Raw genomic sequence first — 19889 nt, 5'->3', positions numbered from 1 at the left:
CACGACCTGACGTAAGTCTGTGGCCGGACTATCCGGCCATGGGCGGAGGAACTTTATGACCGTATGGACATCACGACGCCTGTTTCTTGGCGGGGCTGCCTCCAGCAGCCTGCTTCTGGTCGCGGGTTGCGGCCGCAAGAAGGAAGAGCAGGCACCGGCACCCGAGCCGGTCGTGGATGGTCCGCCCGAAGGTTCGTTGGAATGGGCCGTCGAAGGCTCGTGGCGCTCGACCGAGGACAAGGCCCGCGACCAGTGGCGTCACCCGATGGAAACGCTGCGCTTCTTCGGCTTGCAGCCGGCCATGAAGGTGGTCGAGTTCTGGCCGGGTGGCGGCTGGTACACGGACATTCTGGCTCCCTATATCGCCAAGGGCCGCGGCAAGCTCTTCGTCGCTGGCTTTGTCGAGGGCGAGGGTGCCGATCCCGCTCAGGTAGCGGTGAACAATGCTCTGAAGGCCCGACTGGACTCGAACCGTAAACTGTACGGTGATGTCGGCTTCACCCATTTCGGCGTCGGATCGGGGCCTGTGGTGGACGAGCCCGGTACTGCCGACATGGTCTTGTTCATGCGCTACATCCATGTGTGGATGGCGGCAGGTATTGCCGAAAAGGCCTTCGCGGATGCATTTGCCGCACTGCGTCCGGGCGGTATCCTCGGCATCGAACAGCACCGTTTGGGGCCGGACGAGGATCAGGACCCTGCAGCGGCCAATGGCTATGTGCAGGAAGGTTTCGTGCGCCAGCTGGCTCGGGAGGCGGGCTTCGCCTTCGTCGAGTCCTCGGAAATTAACGCCAATCCCGACGATACCAAGGATCACCCCTTCGGTGTCGAGACCCTGCCCCCGACCCGCCGCTCTTCGGCACCGGGCGAGCCGCCGAACTTCGAGTTCGACCACAGCAAATATGACGCGATCGGCGAGTCCGACCGCATGACTCTCAAATTCAGGAAACCCGAGTGAGCCGCCAATCTCCGCTCTCCGCTCAAGCACCATTGATGGGAGTACCGGGGGCCAGCGCGCCTCCGGGTGGCGAAGCTGACTGGTTCCGCGGTGCGGGCGGACTACGCCTGCGCGCAGCCTTGTGGCACCCCAGTGTGCTGCAATCGAAAACGCCGCGCGGCACGGTGGTTCTTAGCCCGGGTCGCACCGAACCGATCGAGAAATACTACGAGCTGATCGGCAACTTCCTCGCGCGCGGCTTCTGCGTTCTGGCGCACGACTGGCGCGGTCAGGGGCTGTCGGCCCGGCTGTTGCCAGACCGGCTCAAGGGCCACGCCCGCGCAGTTGAAGAGTTTCTGGACGATTACGCCCGCCTGATGGACGCCTATGAGCAGCAGGCTCCCAAGCCGTGGATCATGGTCGGGCACTCGATGGGCGCAGCGCTCAACCTGCTGACGCTTGAAGGTGGCGACGACCGGTTCGCCGGTGCCCTGCTATGTAGCCCCATGCTGCGCATTCGCACCGGCAAGCGTTCGATGTGGTCGGTCAAACTGGCTGTGCGCTGGGCGCTGCGTAACGGCAAGGGCGGCGACTATGTGCTCGACAATGTGGATGACCCCTTCATTCACACCTTCGATGACAATGCTCTGACGTCGGACGCGACCCGCTACGGCCTCTGGCAGCAGCAGATTTTTGCCTGTCCGCATTTGGCAATCGGCGGCCCGACCTGGGGTTGGCTGGGCTTTGCGCTGGACGCAGGCGAACGGGCTCTCAAGTCGCGGGCCCTGAAGTCGGTGAAGGTACCGGTTTGCGTCGTACAGGCCGGTGAAGACACGGTCGTCTGGAAGCAAACCGCGCGTTGGGCCGCCCGTCGCCTTGGTCGGGGGCGCTATGTTGAGGTCCCTTCGGCCAAGCACGAAGTCATCATGGAAGTCGACGAGCATCGTGCTGTTTTCCTGAGAGAATTTGACGAGCTAGCTGACTATTTGGCCCCTTAGGCCACTTTTCGGGGCCGTTGAACACCGCGCGAAAAATTCGCTCAGGTGATACGAATGGTCTTGATTAGGACGCTTAAAGGGGTCAAATCACTCGCGTCGATATCTCTGCGTAACGCCCTTTTCTTCTTTGCGACGCATTGAGATCTGCCGTTTCCCTAGACCCGACGGGCCCGAAGAATAGTTCTCCGCGCTCAACCCACTGGAGGTCATAAAATGGCTAACGGCACCGTAAAATGGTTTAACTCCACCAAAGGCTACGGCTTTATCGCTCCTGACGCTGGTGGCAGCGACGTGTTCGTGCACATCTCGGCAGTTGAAGCTGCTGGTCTGCGCGGCCTGAACGACGGTCAAGCAGTCTCGTACGAGCTGGAAACCGATCGCCGCAGCGGCAAGGTTTCGGCCGGTCAACTGCAAGTTCTCTAACTTGCACTGACGCTGAACGATAAAGGGCCGTCCCGGGAAACCGGGGCGGCCTTTTTTTATGCCCGCTGTCGGTCGCGCATAGAAAAAGGGCGCGCCTTAGCGAGCCCTTCTCCTTCGTAGCCTTGGCGCCCGATCAGGCGTCGACGGCGGCATCCAACGCGTTGGCCTGGATGAACTCGCGACGCGGCTCCACCACATCGCCCATCAGCTTGGCGAACAGGTCGTCTGTTTCGTCGGCGTGCTCGACCTTGACCTGCAGCAGGGTGCGGGCGTTCACGTCCAGCGTGGTTTCCCAGAGTTGCTCGGGGTTCATTTCGCCCAGACCTTTATAGCGCTGGATGGCGATGCCCTTCTTGCCAGCGTCCAGAACGGCGGCCAGCAGGTCGAGAGGACCGCGTACCGTTACCGTCTTGTCCTTGCGGCGGAAGATGGCCGGCTTTTCAAACAGCTTGTCGAAGGCCACAGCGCGTTCGCCCAGACGACGGGCGTCCATCGAACGGCCGAGGATTTCGTCCAGAACGATGGTCTCGCTGACCGCGCGGCGAACGCGGGTGAAAGCCACACCGCCCTGTTCGGCCAGAGCGCCGGACCACGGACCGTCGCCCTCTTCGTTGTAGAGGTTCAGACGCAGCGCGGCCTGTTCGGCACGGGTCAGCAGTTCGCCATTGGCTTCGTCGAACAGGCCCGCCAGAGCGCCCTGTTCAATGGCGAAGGCCGGAGCACGTGCGGCCAGACGGTCCACGCCCGCCTTGAACGCCTTGGCCTCGCGGACCAGTTCCTGCAGATCCATACCCGCGCGGACTTCGCCCGACCCGGTTTCCAGCGTGGCGTCGGCGCAGCCTTCCTCGATCAGATAGGCGTCCATTTCGGCCTGATCTTTCACGTAGCGGTGCTGCTTGCCCTTGGAGACCTTATAGAGCGGCGGCTGGGCGATGTAGATGTGCCCGCGCTCGATCAGTTCCGGCATCTGGCGATAGAAGAAGGTCAACAGCAGCGTACGAATGTGCGCACCGTCGACGTCAGCATCGGCCATCAGAATGATTTTGTGGTAGCGCAGCTTGTCGGCGTTGAAGTCATCGCGGCCAATGCCGGTGCCAAGCGCGAGGATCAGCGTGCCGATGGTGTCGGACGACAGCATGCGATCAAAGCGGGCGCGCTCGACGTTCAGGATCTTACCACGCAGCGGCAGAACGGCCTGGTTCTCACGGTTACGCGCCTGTTTGGCCGAGCCACCTGCGGAGTCACCCTCCACGATGAACAGTTCGGACTTGGCCGGATCGCGTTCCTGACAGTCTGCCAGCTTGCCGGGAAGCGAGCTGATTTCCAGCACCGATTTACGGCGGGTCAGGTCGCGGGCCTTGCGGGCGGCTTCACGGGCAGCTGCAGCTTCGATGATCTTGGAGACGATCATCTTGGCCTCGGTCGGATGCTCTTCGAACCACTCCGACAGACCTTCCGAGCAGAGGTTTTCTACGGCCGGACGCACTTCGGACGAGACCAGTTTGTCCTTGGTCTGCGAGCTGAATTTGGGGTCCGGCACCTTGACCGAAAGGACGCAGGTCAGGCCTTCGCGGGCGTCTTCGCCGCTCGGATTGACCTTTTCCTTTTTGGCCGCGCCAGCCTTGTCGATGTAGCTCGACATCACGCGCGTCAGAGACGCACGGAAGGCCGACAAGTGGGTGCCGCCGTCACGCTGCGGGATGTTGTTGGTGAAGCACAGCATTGTCTCGTGGTAGCTGTCGTTCCACCACAGGGCGAGATCCAGTTCGATGCCGTCCTTCTGACCGCGAATGACAATGACGTCTTTCAGGATCGGGGTCTTGGACTTGTCGAGGTGGCGCACGAAAGCTTCGACGCCGCCCTCATAGTGCAAGACGCTCTCGACCGGCTCGGCCAGTCGGTCGTCGCGCAGTTTGATCAAAACGCCGGAGTTCAGGAACGCCAGCTCGCGCAGGCGGTGTTCCAGAGTTTTGAAATCGAAGTCGATGAAGCTGAAGGTCGTCACCGACGGATAGAAGGTGACTTCGGTGCCGGTCAGGAGCTGGCCGGCCTTGGCACCTTCGGTGCGCACCGGCGCGTCGCCGACAACTTCCAGCGACTTGACGGTGTCGCCGCGCTCGAAGCGCATGAAATGCTTTTTGCCATCGCGATAGATGACCAGTTCGAGATAGTCCGACAGGGCGTTCACAACCGAAACGCCCACGCCGTGCAGACCACCCGAAACTTTGTACGAGTTCTGGTCGAACTTACCCCCGGCGTGCAGCTGGGTCATGATGACCTCGGCGGCGGAGACGCCTTCTTCCTCGTGAATGCCCACCGGAATGCCGCGACCGTTATCGGTCACGGTGCACGAGCCATTGGCATTCAGGGTAACGGTGACCAGATCGGCGTGACCCGCAAGGGCTTCGTCGATGGCGTTGTCCACCACCTCATACACCATGTGGTGCAGACCCGAACCGTCATCCGTGTCACCGATATACATGCCGGGGCGCTTGCGCACGGCATCCAGGCCTTTGAGAACCTTGATGGAATCGGCGCCGTACTCTGGCGCGGGAGCAGTCTGTTCGGTCATGAAAACGTCGGCTCAGGGTCCGGGGGTCGGACGGGGAAAAGGCGGCGGCTCGGCCGCCATTCCGAAGGCGCAAATCAGCGCGCTCCGAAGTCTCCAACATATAGGATTTTTCCGGCAAAAAGCCAGCTTTTGACGCCGTTTAGGCCGCGAAATCCCCGTGGCTCGACGGGGGCTGGCCACCGAGGCCGTCGGGGCCGATCGCCACGAACTGAGCCCGCCCTTCCAGCGCCGAAAACAGGGGACGTTCGGTACCGGTCATAAAGGCTTGCAGGCCCAGTGCTTCGATCTCGTCGAACAGGGCCGCGCGACGGTTCTCGTCGAGGTGGGCCGGTGCCTCGTCCAGCAAAAGAACGGGTTTGGCGATCCCTTCGGCCAGACGCGCGGTCTGGGCCAGAATGAGGTTCAGCACCAGCGCCTTTTGCTCGCCGGACGATCCTTCGGCGGCGGGGCGGTTCTTTTCGCGGTGGATGGCCGTCAGGTCGGTACGGTGCGGGCCGAACAGGCTGCGGCCCGCGGCACCATCGCGCGTGCGGGCACGGGCAAAGCCTTCGCCCAGCATGGACAGGATGTCGGCCTCGTCGGCACCCTCGCGCGCCATCTGTTCGGCAGGCCCCTCCAGCCCCAGATCTGCCAAGGGGAAGGGGCGGTCGGCACGGGCGTCGATGCCTTCCTGCAAGGCGGTTAGGGCTGACACGCGCGCGATGGCGGCGCGGGCACCGGCCTCGGACAGGCGGGCCTCCAGCGCGTCCAACCACAGGGGATCGGGCACCTGATTTTCATGGGTCAGCAAGCGGATGCGCTCGCGCAGGGCCTTCTCATAGTTGGAGATGGTGGCCGCATGGTCGGGATAGGCCGCAAACACCAGTCGGTCGAAGAACTTCAGGCGGTCGGCGCGGGCATCGGAGAACAGGCGGTCCTGCTCCGGCGTGGCCCAGACGGGGCGTAAGTGTTCCAGCATCCGGCCGGGGGCTGCCGTTTCCCCATCGATGCGCACGATGCGGCGGGCCGAGGGACCCATGGTCTGGATTCCAGTGCCGATCTTTACCTCACCGTCGGCGGTGTCCAGCGTGGCGGCTACGCCCCATGCACGGCCCACAGCCTCGCCTGGCTCGCGTCGACCCATCTCGGCAGCGGTCGCCCCGCGCAGGCCTTTGCCGGGAGTCAGCAAGCTGATGGCCTCAAGCAGATTGGTCTTGCCCGACCCGTTCGGCCCGAACAGCACCACGGTCCCGCCGGACAGGTCCAGACGGGCGGCGCTGTAGGAGCGGAAGTCCGTAATGGCGAGGGAAGAAATCAAACGCGTCAACAAGGTCGTGGCACCGGAGGGCCTGATCCGGTCAGGACAGCCTATAGCCCAAGCGCGCGCCCCCTCACAAATGCGCAGGCTCTAGGGCGCAGTCGCCCGGATCCATTCCGCCAGACAAGCTGCCTTGCTGGAAGCGTTAATCCCCGCCTCCTGTCCTTTGCTGCGGATGCCTAGTCCTGCCGCTGCAAAGCGATGGCTGATAGTGATGGCTCCTTGGCGTTTGTTTGCTTTGCGATAGCGCGCAATCAAAGTGGCAAAGGGCGGAGAAACGATCTCTTCGCTGTCAATAATGTCGCGCCGGTCAATCGTCCGTGGGCGGCCCCACACCGGGCGAATGGTCAACGCATGTTCGGTGAGGCTCACACGATGCGGACGGCTCAGTCCTATTAGACCGAACAGAGCCGGCGGGGTACAGACAAGCAGCAGGATGCCGGCAATAACCGGTGCCCCACTGGCGAAAACCATAGAGGGCGGAACAAGGCTACAGGCGATGATCAAGCCGTATTCGAACCTGCTCGTTTCGAACTGTTGGACCACGCTGTCCCCCTTATACAACCTCCAGAATGATCGGATGGTCGAGGCAAATAGTAAACCTGTGGGAAGCAGACGCGTGTCCGATTTCGGATTTAGAGGCGCGGGGGCGAACGGAATTTTGATCGGACGCTTTGTGGGGGGAGGAGACAATCATGAACGACATTCACCATCGCCCCCGGCCGCCCTATGGCATCATCGCGGTTGTATCGGCTTTCTTGATAGGCGAACTGTTGCTGCTGATCCGGATGGGATCGGACATCTTGTTCTGATGGTCGCGCGATGAGCGAGACCGTCGCCAACATAGTCGGGACCGCCGCGGCTATCTGTTCCATCACCAGTTTTGCACCTCAAGCCATCAAGATCTGGAAGGCGCGCGATGCATCGGCCGTCAGCCTTAAGACCTATTCGTTGACAGTGACGTGTTTTGCGCTGTGGGTTATCTACGGGGTGATAACTGAGGCTTGGCCGGTGACATTTGCGAACAGCTGTGCCTTGGTGATGGCGGTCATCGTGTTGACGATGAAATGGAAGTTCCGCGACAGCAAAAAGGACCGCCCGGACGTACCGGACGGGCCCTAATAGGTCTTGCGCTGGCGACTTAAACGCGCAGCGGCATCAGCACGTACTGTACGCCGACGTCGGCCGGATCGAGCACCAGTGTGGGGCTGGCGGCGTCGGCGAATTTGAAGCTGGCGATTTCGCCGGTGATCTGACCTGCGACGTCCAGCAGGTAGCGGGCGTTGAAGCCGATTTCGAACGGCTCGTCGGAGTAGCCGATTTCGACTTCTTCCTCGGCCTGACCGGCTTCCATGTTGCGGACGGTCAGTTTCACGCGGTCGTTGTCGAAGGCTAGTTTCACCGAGCGGCTCTTTTCAGCCGAGATGGTGGCCACACGGTCAACGGCCTTGGCGAACAGGCTGTTGTCGATGTCGGCGGTGCGCTCGTTACCCTTGGGGATGACGCGCAGATAGTCAGGGAAGGCACCGTCGATGACCTTGGAGGTCAGGCTGGCTTCACCGAACTCGAAACGGATTTTCTGGGCCGAGACCTGAACCTCGACCGGACCTGCGCCATCGTCCAGCAGACGACGGACCTGATCCACGGTCTTGCGCGGGACGATTACGCCCGGACCGCCTGCGGCACCTTCGGGCGCAGGGGTCTCGGCCAGTGCCAGCCGGTGACCATCGGTGGCCACAGCACGCAGCAGCGGAATGCCGCCGTCTGAGACGGTGTGCAGGTACAGGCCGTTCAGATAATAGCGCGTTTCTTCGGTCGAGACGGCAAAACGGGTCTTGTCGATAAGGCGAGCCAAGTCTTCCTTAGGCAGCGTGTAGCGTGCGCCCGAGGCTTCATTCGACATGACGGGGAAGTCGCCTGCGGGCAGGACCGGCAGGTTGAACTTGGAACGACCGGCGGCCACGACCAGACGAGGATCATCACCCGAATAGGTCAGGCTGACTTCGGCACCGTCCGGAAGTTTGCGGACGATTTCGTACAGGGTGTGAGCTGGAGCCGTGATTTGACCCTCGACGTTCACCTGTGCCTCGGCTTCGTCGACCATTTCCATGTCGAGATCGGTCGCGGCAAACGACAGACGGTCACGACCAGCGGTCAGCAGCACGTTCGACAGGATCGGAATAGTGTTGCGGCGCTCGACCACGCTCTGAACATGCCCAAGAGCTCTCAGAAGTGCGGAACGTTCGATGGTCAGTTGCATGTGGTCTCGCCCGGGTGCGGGCCTGACTGGCGCCGCCAATTGACTATGGGTGAAAAGTCTAGCGCATTGAGCGGGCTGAGCAATGGTCGAGTGCAAATCGCAGCCATATTCCCCGATTTCCACAGCCCTGACCGGCTAAAATGGCTGTGTTCACGCCTGTCGCGGATCTCGGACTGCAACATTGGATCACGGCCTTGCAACTCAGCAGTGCGCAGAGGCGTATTGTCGATGCCACGGTCAGCCTCGACCAGAGGTGGTCGCAGGGGAAGTGGTATGATTTTAGTCGCGTTGCTCTCGACGATGGTCCTGACACAGGATGTATCGGCCAAAGACCGAGTGATCGACGAGGCCAAGGCGCTGGGTAAGACCTTGGTCAAGGCGCAGATTTGTTATGCTGCCGGAGGTTTGCAAATGGGGCAGCCAGGGGCGCAAAACCGCATCGATACCTTTCTCATGCGCGCAGAGCAGGCTGGACTGACGCCGATCGAGGTCAAGCGCGAGATCGAAAATGCGACAATGTTCGAGATGGCCGCGCTCGTGTCTGTATCCGGCGTCGATCTGGATCGCCCCGATATTCGCCAGGCTTTCGCCGACGCGGGTTTGGCGGACTATGACCAACAAGCTTGCGAAGAGGCGGTGGCAGAGGAGCCGGACCTGTTCGGGCCGGTAGTGGGTGCGAGGTGAACCGATAGGTCTCGACCCAGCAAAGAAAAACGGCCCGGAAATCCATCCGGGCCGTTTTGTTTTTTAGCCGCGAAGCTTGCGGGTGAGAGCTTCGACGTCGCGGGCGATTTGTTCATCCTGCGACAGCATTTCCTCGATCTTGCGCACACCGTGCAGGACGGTCGTGTGGTCACGGCCACCGAAGCGACGACCGATGTCCGGATAGGAACGGGTCGTGTGCTGCTTGCACAGATACATGGCGATCTGGCGCGGGCGGGCGATGGCGCGGGTGCGGCGCTCGCTCAGCAGATCGGCTTGTTTCAGGTTGAAGTGCTCGGCGACGGTCTTCTGGATCTCGTCGACGGTGATGCGACGCTCCGGACCACCACGCATCTGGGTGCCCAGCAGGGTCTGCACTTCTTCAACGGTCAGGGTGGCCATACGTGCACCGGCCACAGCGGCCAGGGTGTTCACGGCACCTTCGAGTTCGCGCATGGAGCCCGGAGTGCGGTCAACCATGTGCTCGAGAACTTCGGGACGGGCTTCGCCAGAGACGACACCCAGCTTGGCCAATGCGCGCAGACGGCTTTGGGCCACCGACACCTTGAGAGTGCGGTCAGCGGCTTCGACCGGGCAGGTCAGGCCGGCAGCAAGGTGGCTGCGCAGACGCGGCTCGATATCGGTCAGGGCAACCGGAGCGCGGTCAGCCGACAGTACGATACGCTTACCGTCCTCGATCAGCGAGGTCAGGGTGTTCAGCAGTTCTTCCTGAGTGGAGGCCTTGCCGCCCACGAATTGGACGTCGTCGATCAGCAGCATGTCGGCCGAACGCAGGCTTTCTTTGAAGGCTGCGGTGGCGCGGTCCTGCATGGCGCGCACAAAGGTCGACAGGAAGCGCTCGGCGGTCAGGTAAATGACCTTGGCGTCCGGACGCAGGCGCTGGGCTTCCCAGGCGATGGCGTTCAGCAGGTGGGTCTTGCCGTAGCCGTACGGGCCGCAGAAGAACACCGGATTGAAGTGGCCATCGGCCCACGAGGCAACCTGTTTGGCGATGGCCAGGGCAAAGGCGTTGCCGTGACCTTCAACGAAGGTCTCGAAGGTTAGGCGGTCTTGCAGGCCAGCCGCACGAACAGCGCGGGCGCTGTCAGCCGACGGTGCAAAAGCCGGAGCCACAGGCGCAGCCGGAGCGGCGGCGATGCTGATGGAGTTCAGGCGCGGCACTTCGCGTGCCGACGACGGAAGGATGGAGCCGCACTCGGCGCGGCAGCGAACGTCCAAACGGCGCGACAGGCCGTCCAGGCCCAGCCACAGCTCGTTCATACGACGCAGTGCGTTTTGACGAACCCAGTCCCGCGCATAGGCGGTGGGGGTTACCAGTATCAGATTGCCTTGAGCATCCACGCGTACCGCCGAAGGGGCGATATAGGAGCTGAACGGGCCATCACCGATTTCCGCCTTCAAGCGGTCTGCAGCCTCATTCCAGATACGATCTGGATCGGTCATCTGCCCCATAGCAACGCCCCCGATCATTATAGAGTCACCCGCCAAAAATGTTTTATCGTTCACCGTTGCAGCGCGACTTCAGGAGCTGACATCAGGGACGACTTCTCCTGTCACGCCAAACCGAGGTTAGGCGCGTGGGGTCGTTCTCACAGACAGACATCTCCGCCGAGGGAAACCTTTGATTTCCCTCGTCTTCATCCTTGGGGATGGAAGTGCGTTACCCCTTGAACTTACTCAGCGCGCCGCGGGAATCAACGCAGATTCGAGTCGCGAATTGCACTTAAATTTGTTGACTCGCGCAAACCCCCGTCGGGCCTAGAGAAAAGGGATTTTTTTGCTCTGACAGGGTCGAAAAATGTTCCGCGCAGAACACAGCGCGCAGCAAGAAGGCGAGGCACCTGCTGGCACCTCGCCTTTGAAATCGTTCGATTTTCTTGCAACACCCGTAATGCGGGTATTTAAATTTCGTCTAAAAATTGAGGCGGAGCAATCGCTTAGGAACTGCTCCGCTCAGAGACGAGATTTAGGCTGCCGACAGCTTCTTCAGCTGGGCGGCCAGACGGCTGACTTTACGCGAGCCGGTGTTCTTGTGAACCACGCCCTTCGAGACAGCGCGCATCAGTTCCGATTGAGCGGTGATGAAAGCAGCCTTGGCAGCTTCAGCGTCACCACCGGTGACTGCTTCTTGGAACTTACGCAGGTAGGTACGCACGCGGGTGCGGCGGGCCTTGTTCACTTCGGTCCGCGCTTCGATCTTGCGGATCGCCTTGCGGGCGCCGGCGTTGTTAGCCATTTGAAAAACCTTCGAACGATATGCGCCACGAACCTGAAGGCCCACGGCGATGAAATCTTTAGAGCGCGCGGCTATAGCGGAAACCCGTTTATTGGTCAACGCAATGCGGCTCGAATTGAGTCGGGACGGGGATTCAAGTCCCCGGTTCCCGACAACTGTGGACGAGCTTAGCGGCTGGTGAAAGCCGGCTTACGCTTTTCGATGAAGGCCGCCATGCCTTCCTTCTGGTCCTCGAAAGCGAACATCGAGTGGAACAGACGGCGTTCGAACTGCAGACCCTGTGACAGGGTGGTTTCGAACGCGGCGTTGACCAGTTCCTTGTTGGCGATCACGGCCAGCGGCGACTGCGAGGCGATCTTGGCGGCAGCCTTGCGGGCTTCATCCAGCAGTTCATCGCCGGGCACAACGCGCGACACCAGACCGGCACGCTCAGCCTCGGCAGCGTCCATCATGCGGGCGGTCAGGCACATGTCCATGGCCTTGGCCTTGCCGACAGCGCGGGTCAGGCGCTGGGAGCCACCGATGCCCGGAGCCACGCCGAGGTTGATCTCCGGTTGGCCGAATTTGGCCGTGTCGGAGGCGATGATGAAGTCGCACAGCATGGCCAGTTCACAGCCACCGCCCAGCGCATAGCCGGATACAGCCGCGATGATCGGCTTGCGGAAAGCGGCGACGCGGTCGTGCGCACGGGCGAAGAAGTTTTCCAGATACATCTGGGCATACGACTTGTCCGACATCTCCTTGATGTCGGCCCCTGCGGCAAAGGCCTTGGCCGAACCGGTCAGAACAACAGCGCGGATGCTGTCATCGGTGGCTGCGGCTTCGAGGAAGGCGCCCAGTTCGCCCAGCAGTTGCGAGTTTAGGGCGTTGAGTGCCTCGGGGCGGTTCAGGGTAACGATCGCGTAGCCGTCGGCGTGACGTTCGATCAGCAGGGTGGAATAGGCGTCGGCCACAGGTGGCTCTCCTTATTCATACAGGTATGGGCGATGGTTTAGCCCGTCCGTCGGATGGCTCAAACCGGTTTGTCGCGTGTGTGGCGTTCAGCCTTTTTGGCAGCGAGGGCAGAAGAAGGTCGAACGGCCGCCCTGAACGATGCGTTCGATCACGCCCTTGCAGTTCTCGGTGCGGCAAGGTTCGCCCTCGCGGCCATAGACGTCAAAGCTATGCTGGAAATAGCCCTGTCCGCCCTCGGCGTTGGCGAAGTCCTTGAGCGTGGAGCCGCCCGCGAGGATGGCATCGTTCAGAACATTGCGGACTTCTGTCGCCAAACGCTCCAGCTTTGGCTTTGAAACAGCTCCTGCCGCGGTCGTCGGAGAAAAGCGCGAACGGTAAAGTGCCTCGCACACATATATATTGCCCAGACCGGCGACGATCTTCTGGTCCAGCAGACTGACCTTGATGTTCTGTTTACGGCCCTTGAGGGCCTCGGCCAGATGGCTGGCGGAGAAGCTGTTGCCCAACGGCTCGGGGCCCAGACCTTTGAACCACGGATGGGTCTCCACCTCATCGGTCGGGATCAGACCCATAAAGCCAAAGCGACGGGCGTCGGCGTAACCCAGACGGGTGAGGACGCCTCCCTTGTCCGCACAGGCGACGAAATGCTCGTGGGGACCTTGGGTGGGCACCACATCTTCAAACGTACCCAATGGATCTCCGTCCAGCGTGAACCGGCCGGTCATGCCCAGATGGGTGACCCACGTCTCACCGGTGGACAATGGCATCAGCAGGTATTTGGCGCGGCGATCCACCTTCAGGACGGTGGCACCGTTCAGACGCTCTACGAACCTTTCGGGAAAGGGAAAGCGCAGGTCGGGCCGGCGGTGGAGGGTCTGCTTCAGGGTCGCGCCTTCCAGTACGGGCGTCAGGCCACGTCTAACGGTCTCGACCTCTGGCAACTCGGGCATGGCTTCTCCTTGGTTGGCTGAAATCTAGTGTGCCTGCGGGCCAGGGTGAAGCGACCACTGCATATTGGATTGTCACTGCGACATTTTCGCGGTTAGCGTTGTTTTCACAACCCGACCCGGCAAGGGGCACGGGATCAAGGATTATATCCATGACGACACCCATTGGCGGGGATGCGTCCCGCCCCTCGGGCAAGCGGATCGAGCTGACTATCCGCGCCCTCATTCTTGGCTGTTTGCTGGCGGTCGTGTTTACCGCCGCCAATACCTATCTGGGTTTGAAAGTCGGCCTGACATTCGCCTCGGCCATTCCCGCAGCCGTTATTTCAATGTCCTTGTTGAGGGCGTTCAAAGGCTCGACCATCTGGGAAAACATGACGGTCCAGACCGTGGCGTCCGTCGGCGGAGCCATGAGCTCCATCATCTTCGTCCTGCCCGGTCTGGTGATGATCGGATGGTGGATGAATTTCCACTTCTGGGAGTCATTTGCCATCTGCGCCCTGGGCGGGATTCTCGGAGTTACCTTCTCCATCCCGCTTCGCCGCACTCTCGTGACCAAGGGCGACCTGCCCTATCCCGAGGGCGTGGCAGCGGCAGAGGTTCTGAAAGTCGGCTCTCCCGGTGAGGGCCAGACCGAGGAGGCTGTGCGCGAGAACAAGTCCGGTCTCTGGATTGTGATCGGCGGAGCTATCGCCTCGGCTTTCTTTGGCTATCTGGCCGCCGCCAAGGTGTTCGCCGAGCAGACGGCCGCCTTCTTCAAACTGCCTGCTGCTCTGGGTGGTGGCGCGACGGGCTTTGGTTTCTCGATGCAGTTCGCCCTTCTGGGTGCGGGTCACCTGATCGGTCTGGCTGTGGGGCTGACCCAGCTGCTGGGCCTAATCCTGGCATGGCTTGTCTTTGTGCCCGTGCTGACGTCGCAAGGCTTTATGGACTGGTCGGCAGCCCATGGCTTGGCCTCGGTTGCCAGCACGGTGCCTGCGGGAAGCAGCGCGCAGGATCTTGCCATGGCGGTATGGTCCAAAGAGGTGCGTTTCATCGGCGCAGGGGTGATCGGCGTTGCTGCGATCTGGACCCTCGCCAAGCTTGCGGGCCCTCTGGTCTCGGGTCTGGCTTCGGCCTTTGCCGCACAGGACAAGCGCAGCCATGGCGAGGCGTTGGACCTGACCGAGCAGGATATCCCGATCAAGACGGTCGGCCTGCTGTCGCTGGTGTCACTGGTCGGCATTGCCATTTTGCTGGCGCTGTTTGCCCAAGGCACCTCATTGGCAGGACAGTCGGTTCTGCTGGTGGTGGGCGGTCTGGCTTACGTCGTTGTCGTCGGCTTCGCGGTAGCGGCTATCTGCGGCTACATGGCGGGCCTTATCGGGTCGTCCAACAGTCCGGTTTCCGGTGTCGGCATTCTGGCTATTCTGGCGTCATCCTTGCTTATGCTGGGTGTCCTGGCGATTTCGGGCGTTCCGGCCGATCCGTCGGTAATCGCCTTTGCGCTGGTGGTAACCTCGGTCGTCTTCGCCGTCGCGGTTATCTCCAACGACAACCTGCAAGACCTCAAGACCGGCCAGTTGGTCGAAGCCACTCCGTGGCGCCAACAGACCGCACTTATCGTCGGTGTGGGCGCGGGTGCTCTGGTGATCCCGTTCGTGCTGGATATGATGAACCAGGCCTTCGGGTTCGAGGGCGGCCCGCCGGCCATCGTCTCGGGTGCCCAACCGTTGGCCGCCCCGCAGGCGACGCTGATCTCGGCGCTGGCCAAGGGTGTCATCAGCGGCGATCTGCGCTGGGATCTGATCGGCGTGGGCGGTCTGATCGGTGTAGTCATCATCCTGATCGACATCGCCGTGCGCAAAGCCAGCAACGGTCGTTACAGCGTACCGCCACTGGCAGCGGGCATCGGCGTCTATCTGCCGGCCTATGTCACGACCATGCTGGTTATCGGTGCGGTGTGCGGCTGGCTGTATGAGCGCGCCATTGCTTCTACGCGCTTTGCGGCCGTTGGTCGTCGCATGGGCGTATTGCTCGCATCGGGCCTGATCGTGGGTGAAAGCCTGTTCGGCGTTCTGACGGCCGCAGTGATCGTGGGCAGCCGCAACGAGGCTCCGTTTGCCCTTATCGGCGAAGGTGGCGCATGGCCGGCCATGTGGGCGGGCTTGATCGCCTTTGCGGCGCTGACGTTGGCGCTCTATCGCTGGACGTTGAAACGCTCGGCCAAGGTCTAAGGACCTTAAAGCGCGGCGACAAAAGCCTCCGCTGCCCGGCTCATGCCCCGTTCGTGGTGGCGCAGTCGGTAAAAGGGCCGCTCGGGTAACTCCAGTGGCAGTTGAACCAGCCGTCCGGCCTCGATCAGGGGTCGGGCGGCCAGTTCAGATATCGCGGTGACCATCTGTCCCGCCCCGACTGCCGTCAGAATGGCTTCGTTCGACGGCAGTGTCAGTTCCACCCTCAGATCGGTCGGAGTTATGCCCGAGGGGAGATGGGCTTCGAACTCGCTTCGGGTGCCTGATCCGGTTTCGCGCAATGCCCAATCCAGTGACTTGATGTCTGTTGCCGACAAGATTCCGGTGCGACCCGAAAGGGGATGATCCGGACCGGCTACGACGATCAGTCGGTCAGACCCCACCGCAATCCGTTCGATGCGGGCGGCCTCTTCCTCGCCTTCGATCAGTCCGATCTCGGCTTCGCTGTTCAGAACGGCTTCAATGACATTGTGGGTGTTGCCGATGCGCAGTTCCAGCGCGATGCCCGGATACTGCTTTTTGAAAGCCGACATCCTCTGTGGCAGCCAGTAAGCGCCGATGGTCTGGCTGGCCCACAGCCGCAGCCTGCCGCGCATTAACCCGCCCAGATCCTCCAGCAGCATTTGAGCATCATTCGCCCGTGCCAGTACCGCGCGCGCCTCCGGCAGGAAGGCTTCGCCCGCACTATTAAGCGTCAGCCCGCGCCCCACGCGGTCAAACAGCCGCGTACCGTGCCTAGTTTCCAAAGCTGTCACCGCGGCGCTGACCGCTGACTGGGTCAGGTTCAGGTCGCGGGCGGCCCTGGTCATATGTAACCGCTCGGCGACGGCCACGAAGATGCGCAACTGTTCCAGTGTCATCTGATATTGATCGATCAAAGCGATTATTAAGTCAAAAACTATGCATTAGATCGATTGATGGTGCGGCGCGATAAGGGCCCATGGCTCATATCAACCCTGCCGTATCGAACCGCGTCAGCATCCCCCAGCTCGACCACTCGGCGAAGTTGGTCCCCGGCGTTCTGCTGTCGGGGGCGGTCGCGCTTGTCGCCTATGGCCTTCAGCGAGCCGAGCTGGCGGTGGTCGGCTTTGCGTGGATCGAGGCGTTGGTACTGGCGATCCTGCTGGGTGCAGCGATGCGCCTTGTGTGGACGCCCTCGCAGCGCTGGATGCCTGGCATCAGGTTCAGTGCCAAGACCCTGCTCGAGGTCGCCGTGGCCTTGCTGGGTGCGACCGTATCGGGGGCGGCGGTCCTGGCGTTAGGACCGTGGCTGCTGCTGGCCATTGTCGGTGTGGTGGCAGTGGCTATTGTCGGAGGCTATGTGATTGGCCGTGCCTTTGGACTGCCCCATGCCATGGCGCTGTTGGTGGCATGCGGCAATGCAATCTGCGGCAACTCGGCCATTGCCGCTATCGCGCCTGTTATCGAGGCCGAGGGCGAGGACGTGGCCGCAGCCATCGGCTTCACCGCCGTCCTCGGCATCGCCGTGGTTCTTCTGGTGCCGGTTGTCGGCGCGGCTCTGGGGTATCAAGCGACGGGCGTCGGCGTCTTGGCAGGTTTGACCGTCTATGCCGTTCCGCAAGTACTGGCCGCCGCGGCCCCTGCAGGCACCGCCGCCATACAGACGGGTGCGGTGGTAAAGTTGGTGCGTGTGCTCATGCTTGGGCCGGTGTCGCTGGTGCTGGGCCTGATGCACGCCCGCAGACATACTGCCATCGAAGGCAAGTCCAGCCGTCCGCGCCTGTCGCAACTGGTGCCGTGGTTCATCGTGGTCTTTCTGATCCTGATGGCCCTTCGCTCGATGGGATGGGTTCCGGCGTCGGTACTGGTGCCTTTGGATCACGGTGTGACGGCAATGACTCTGATGGCTATGGCGGCTCTGGGGCTGATGGTGGACCCGCGTGCTGTCGCCAAGGCAGGCCCGCGTGTTGCGGCTGTAGCAGGCATTTCCGCCCTTATGATCGCCGCTCTGGCCATAGGAACGATTGCACTTTTGGGTATGGGTTGAACGAACGGTTCGCCGATGAAGCGCTTCGCTGGATGATCGCTGCTCTGGTCTTTTGGCCCGCAGAGTTGTAAGAGGCCCCCGAAATCCTTCCCACATCTGCAGCTAGTTTGCAGCGGCACGGGCTACCCGTGGCCGAACACAGTCCGCCCGAGCCCGAAATAATGAATCTACGTAACGTCGCAATTATCGCACACGTTGACCACGGCAAAACAACCCTGGTTGATGCTCTTCTCGCCCAGTCGGGTGTCTTCCGCGCCAACGAGGCGACCACGGAACGCGCCATGGACTCCAACGACCAAGAGCGCGAACGCGGCATCACCATTCTCGCCAAGTGCACCTCGGTGCTGTGGAACGGCAAGGCTGGCGAAACCCGCATCAACATCATCGACACCCCGGGTCACGCCGACTTCGGCGGTGAAGTTGAACGTATTCTCGGCATGGTGGATGGCTGCGTCATCCTCGTCGACGCTGAAGAAGGCGTCATGCCGCAAACCAAGTTCGTTCTGACCAAGGCCCTGCGTATGGGCCTGCGTCCGATCCTGTGCATCAACAAGGTTGACCGCGCACACGCCGATCCGGACCGCGTTCTGAACGAAACCTTCGACCTGTTCGCCGCTCTGGGTGCCACCGACGAACAACTCGACTTCCCGGTCATCTACGCATCGGGCCGTTCGGGCTGGGCGACGCTTGATCTGGCAAAGCCGAACGACGACCTGACCCCGCTGTACGACTTGATCGTCGACCACGTGCCGGCACCGGCCGCACAAGCGCGCGTCAACGAGCCGTTCCAGATCCTGAACGTTCTGATCGAGTCCGATCCGTTCCTGGGCCGCATCCTGACCGGTCGCGTTCACTCGGGTAAGGCTGTTCCGGGTATGGCCATCAAGGGTCTGGACCGTAACGGCAAGCAAATCGAACAAGGCCGTATCACCAAGGTACTGGCTTTCCGTGGTCTGAAGCGTCAGCCGGTGGACGAAGCCGAAGCGGGCGATATCGTTGCTATCGCCGGTATGTCGAAGGCCACCGTGGCTGACACCCTGTGCGCTCTGGAAGTGACCGAGGCCCTGCCGTCGCTGCCGATCGACCCGCCGACCATCTCGATGACCGTTGGTGTTAACGACAGCCCGCTGGCTGGCCGTGAAGGTGACAAGGTCCAGTCGCGCGTTATCCGCGACCGCCTGCTGAAGGAAGCAGAAGCCAACGTCGCTATCCGCATCACCGAAACCCAAGGTTCGGACGCCTATGAAGTCGCCGGTCGTGGCGAACTGCAACTGGGCGTTCTGATCGAGAACATGCGTCGTGAAGGCTTCGAACTGTCGATCTCGCGTCCGCGCGTGGTCTATCAGAAGGACGAGAACGGCCAGCTGATGGAACCGATCGAAGACGTCATGATTGACGTCGACGAAGAATACTCGGGCATCGTCATTGAAAAGCTGTCGGCCCGTAAGGCTGAAATGACCGACATGGGTCCGTCGGGTGCCGGTAAGACCCGCATCCAGCTGAAGTGCCCGTCGCGTTCGCTGATCGGCTATCAGGGCGAGTTCCTGACCGACACCCGTGGTTCTGGCGTGCTGAACCGCGTGTTCTCGCACTACGAAGAGCACAAGGGTGCCATCGAAGGCCGTCTGAAGGGCGTGCTGGTTTCGAACTCGGACGGCGACACCGCAGCCTACGCTCTGTGGAACCTCGAAGAGCGCGGCGTGATGTTCGTCGGCGCTGGCGAGAAGACCTATCAGGGCATGATCATCGGCGAGAACTCGCGTTGGGACGACCTCGACGTCAACCCGATCAAGGGCAAGCAGCTGACCAACGTTCGCGCCTCGGGCAAGGACGAAGCCGTTCGCCTGACCCCGCCGCGCAAGATGTCGCTGGAACAGGCCATCGCTTACATCGAAGAAGACGAACTGGTTGAAGTGACCCCGAAGAACATCCGTCTTCGCAAGGAAATCCTGAACCCGTCGTTCCGCAAGAAGCGTCAAAAGCCGGAATAAGCATTCCGCTTTGAAGAAAAGGGCAGCTCTCAGGAGCTGCCCTTTTTTTATGCGCGTCAGCCTATTCCGGCTTTTGCTTTGTTCCTTAAGGCGTGCCGCTGCGCGGCCCGCTACCAGGGACGTTTGGCAGCCCTTATCGCTCGCCCCGCGGGGGCGAGCTGCTTGAGGGGCAACAAGGGGCGCATGAGGTGGTGTGTCGGGTGCGTGAAAAAGGCCAGCGGGCTGAAGCCGCTGGCCTTTTTGTGTGGTGGATGTGGTTGGCCTTACTTCCGCAGGCCTAGCAGGCCGCGCCAGCCTTTGCTGGTGAGC

At 61.6% G+C, this 19889-nt stretch carries 17 protein-coding genes; 8 read left to right on the top strand and 9 right to left on the bottom strand.

Annotated features, from left to right (window positions below; all coding sequences use genetic code 11):
- Positions 1-55 precede the first annotated feature (55 nt).
- The 3 genes from OB03_RS00860 to OB03_RS00850 all read left to right on the top strand — a co-directional run bounded on the left by OB03_RS00860 (position 56) and on the right by OB03_RS00850 (position 2358).
- The gene (locus tag OB03_RS00860; protein WP_461342899.1) at positions 56-958 is read left to right on the top strand and encodes a class I SAM-dependent methyltransferase; all 903 of its coding nucleotides are present in this window, start codon (positions 56-58) and stop codon (positions 956-958) included.
- Positions 955-1935 (top strand): alpha/beta fold hydrolase, encoded by a 981-nt coding sequence (locus tag OB03_RS00855; protein ID WP_242912740.1) that lies wholly within the window; start codon positions 955-957, stop codon positions 1933-1935. Before OB03_RS00860 ends, OB03_RS00855 begins: the two co-directional genes overlap by 4 nt.
- A 213-nt stretch (positions 1936-2148) precedes the next feature.
- Entirely contained in the window at positions 2149-2358 is a 210-nt protein-coding gene (locus OB03_RS00850; RefSeq protein ID WP_242912743.1) for a cold-shock protein, read from the top strand.
- A gap of 133 nt (positions 2359-2491) precedes the next feature.
- On the opposite strand, the gene gyrB is transcribed toward OB03_RS00850, so the two are convergent.
- From gyrB to OB03_RS00835, 3 genes are all read right to left on the bottom strand, one after another.
- Positions 2492-4930 (bottom strand): DNA topoisomerase (ATP-hydrolyzing) subunit B, encoded by a 2439-nt coding sequence (gene gyrB / locus OB03_RS00845; protein WP_242912745.1) that lies wholly within the window; start codon positions 4928-4930, stop codon positions 2492-2494.
- A gap of 139 nt (positions 4931-5069) precedes the next feature.
- Positions 5070-6239: a DNA replication/repair protein RecF gene (recF, locus tag OB03_RS00840; protein ID WP_461342898.1), complete on the bottom strand. Its 1170-nt coding sequence runs from the start codon at positions 6237-6239 to the stop codon at positions 5070-5072.
- 78 nt (positions 6240-6317) lie between these two features.
- Complete coding sequence (locus OB03_RS00835) at positions 6318-6773, bottom strand: hypothetical protein (RefSeq protein ID WP_461342897.1); 456 nt, start codon at positions 6771-6773, stop codon at positions 6318-6320.
- Between the two features lie 276 nt (positions 6774-7049).
- Here OB03_RS00835 and OB03_RS00830 point away from each other — a divergent pair, with 276 nt between their 5' ends.
- Complete coding sequence (locus tag OB03_RS00830; RefSeq protein ID WP_461342896.1) at positions 7050-7349, top strand: SemiSWEET family sugar transporter; 300 nt, start codon at positions 7050-7052, stop codon at positions 7347-7349.
- Positions 7350-7368: 19 nt separating this feature from the next.
- On the opposite strand, the gene dnaN is transcribed toward OB03_RS00830, so the two are convergent.
- Entirely contained in the window at positions 7369-8487 is a 1119-nt protein-coding gene (gene dnaN / locus OB03_RS00825) for a DNA polymerase III subunit beta (protein ID WP_242912768.1), read from the bottom strand.
- 273 nt (positions 8488-8760) lie between these two features.
- Between dnaN and OB03_RS00820 the strand changes: the two genes are divergently transcribed.
- On the top strand, positions 8761-9171 hold the full coding sequence (locus OB03_RS00820) for a hypothetical protein (protein WP_242912769.1): 411 nt from the start codon (positions 8761-8763) through the stop codon (positions 9169-9171).
- 63 nt (positions 9172-9234) lie between these two features.
- On the opposite strand, the gene dnaA is transcribed toward OB03_RS00820, so the two are convergent.
- From dnaA to mutM, 4 genes are all read right to left on the bottom strand, one after another.
- Entirely contained in the window at positions 9235-10680 is a 1446-nt protein-coding gene (gene dnaA / locus OB03_RS00815) for a chromosomal replication initiator protein DnaA (protein ID WP_461342895.1), read from the bottom strand.
- A gap of 496 nt (positions 10681-11176) precedes the next feature.
- A complete protein-coding gene (gene rpsT / locus OB03_RS00810) occupies positions 11177-11446 on the bottom strand; it encodes a 30S ribosomal protein S20 (protein WP_242912771.1) in 270 nt (89 codons plus the stop codon).
- Positions 11447-11613: 167 nt separating this feature from the next.
- Positions 11614-12399, bottom strand: a complete 786-nt coding sequence (locus OB03_RS00805; RefSeq protein WP_461342894.1) for an enoyl-CoA hydratase — start codon at positions 12397-12399, stop codon at positions 11614-11616.
- A gap of 87 nt (positions 12400-12486) precedes the next feature.
- On the bottom strand, positions 12487-13350 hold the full coding sequence (gene mutM / locus OB03_RS00800) for a bifunctional DNA-formamidopyrimidine glycosylase/DNA-(apurinic or apyrimidinic site) lyase (RefSeq protein ID WP_242912775.1): 864 nt from the start codon (positions 13348-13350) through the stop codon (positions 12487-12489).
- A 149-nt stretch (positions 13351-13499) separates the two neighbouring features.
- On the opposite strand from mutM, the gene OB03_RS00795 reads away from it, so the two are divergent.
- A complete protein-coding gene (locus tag OB03_RS00795; protein WP_461342893.1) occupies positions 13500-15563 on the top strand; it encodes an OPT family oligopeptide transporter in 2064 nt (687 codons plus the stop codon).
- 5 nt (positions 15564-15568) lie between these two features.
- On the opposite strand, the gene OB03_RS00790 is transcribed toward OB03_RS00795, so the two are convergent.
- Complete coding sequence (locus tag OB03_RS00790; RefSeq protein ID WP_461342892.1) at positions 15569-16459, bottom strand: LysR substrate-binding domain-containing protein; 891 nt, start codon at positions 16457-16459, stop codon at positions 15569-15571.
- A 62-nt stretch (positions 16460-16521) separates the two neighbouring features.
- Between OB03_RS00790 and OB03_RS00785 the strand changes: the two genes are divergently transcribed.
- Positions 16522-17589, top strand: a complete 1068-nt coding sequence (locus OB03_RS00785; RefSeq protein ID WP_461342891.1) for a YeiH family protein — start codon at positions 16522-16524, stop codon at positions 17587-17589.
- 161 nt (positions 17590-17750) lie between these two features.
- On the top strand, positions 17751-19580 hold the full coding sequence (gene typA, locus OB03_RS00780) for a translational GTPase TypA (RefSeq protein ID WP_242912783.1): 1830 nt from the start codon (positions 17751-17753) through the stop codon (positions 19578-19580).
- Positions 19581-19889: the final 309 nt, after the last annotated feature.

This window comes from Brevundimonas sp. GN22, assembly GCF_054824005.1.
Note: the sequence above shows the minus strand (reverse complement) of the source record. Positions and strands in the feature narration are given on the sequence as shown.

Bases quoted from the DNA above. Each gene is read 5' to 3' on its own strand.
- OB03_RS00860 (WP_461342899.1), top strand. From the start codon at position 56: ATGACCGTATGGACATCACGACGCCTGTTTCTTGGCGGGGCTGCCTCC.
- OB03_RS00850 (WP_242912743.1), top strand. From the start codon at position 2,149: ATGGCTAACGGCACCGTAAAATGGTTTAACTCCACCAAAGGCTACGGC.
- gyrB (WP_242912745.1), bottom strand. From the start codon at position 4,930: ATGACCGAACAGACTGCTCCCGCGCCAGAGTACGGCGCCGATTCCATC.
- OB03_RS00830 (WP_461342896.1), top strand. From the start codon at position 7,050: ATGAGCGAGACCGTCGCCAACATAGTCGGGACCGCCGCGGCTATCTGT.
- dnaN (WP_242912768.1), bottom strand. From the start codon at position 8,487: ATGCAACTGACCATCGAACGTTCCGCACTTCTGAGAGCTCTTGGGCAT.
- OB03_RS00820 (WP_242912769.1), top strand. From the start codon at position 8,761: ATGATTTTAGTCGCGTTGCTCTCGACGATGGTCCTGACACAGGATGTA.
- dnaA (WP_461342895.1), bottom strand. From the start codon at position 10,680: ATGATCGGGGGCGTTGCTATGGGGCAGATGACCGATCCAGATCGTATC.
- rpsT (WP_242912771.1), bottom strand. From the start codon at position 11,446: ATGGCTAACAACGCCGGCGCCCGCAAGGCGATCCGCAAGATCGAAGCG.
- mutM (WP_242912775.1), bottom strand. From the start codon at position 13,350: ATGCCCGAGTTGCCAGAGGTCGAGACCGTTAGACGTGGCCTGACGCCC.
- OB03_RS00795 (WP_461342893.1), top strand. From the start codon at position 13,500: ATGACGACACCCATTGGCGGGGATGCGTCCCGCCCCTCGGGCAAGCGG.
- OB03_RS00785 (WP_461342891.1), top strand. From the start codon at position 16,522: ATGGCTCATATCAACCCTGCCGTATCGAACCGCGTCAGCATCCCCCAG.
- typA (WP_242912783.1), top strand. From the start codon at position 17,751: ATGAATCTACGTAACGTCGCAATTATCGCACACGTTGACCACGGCAAA.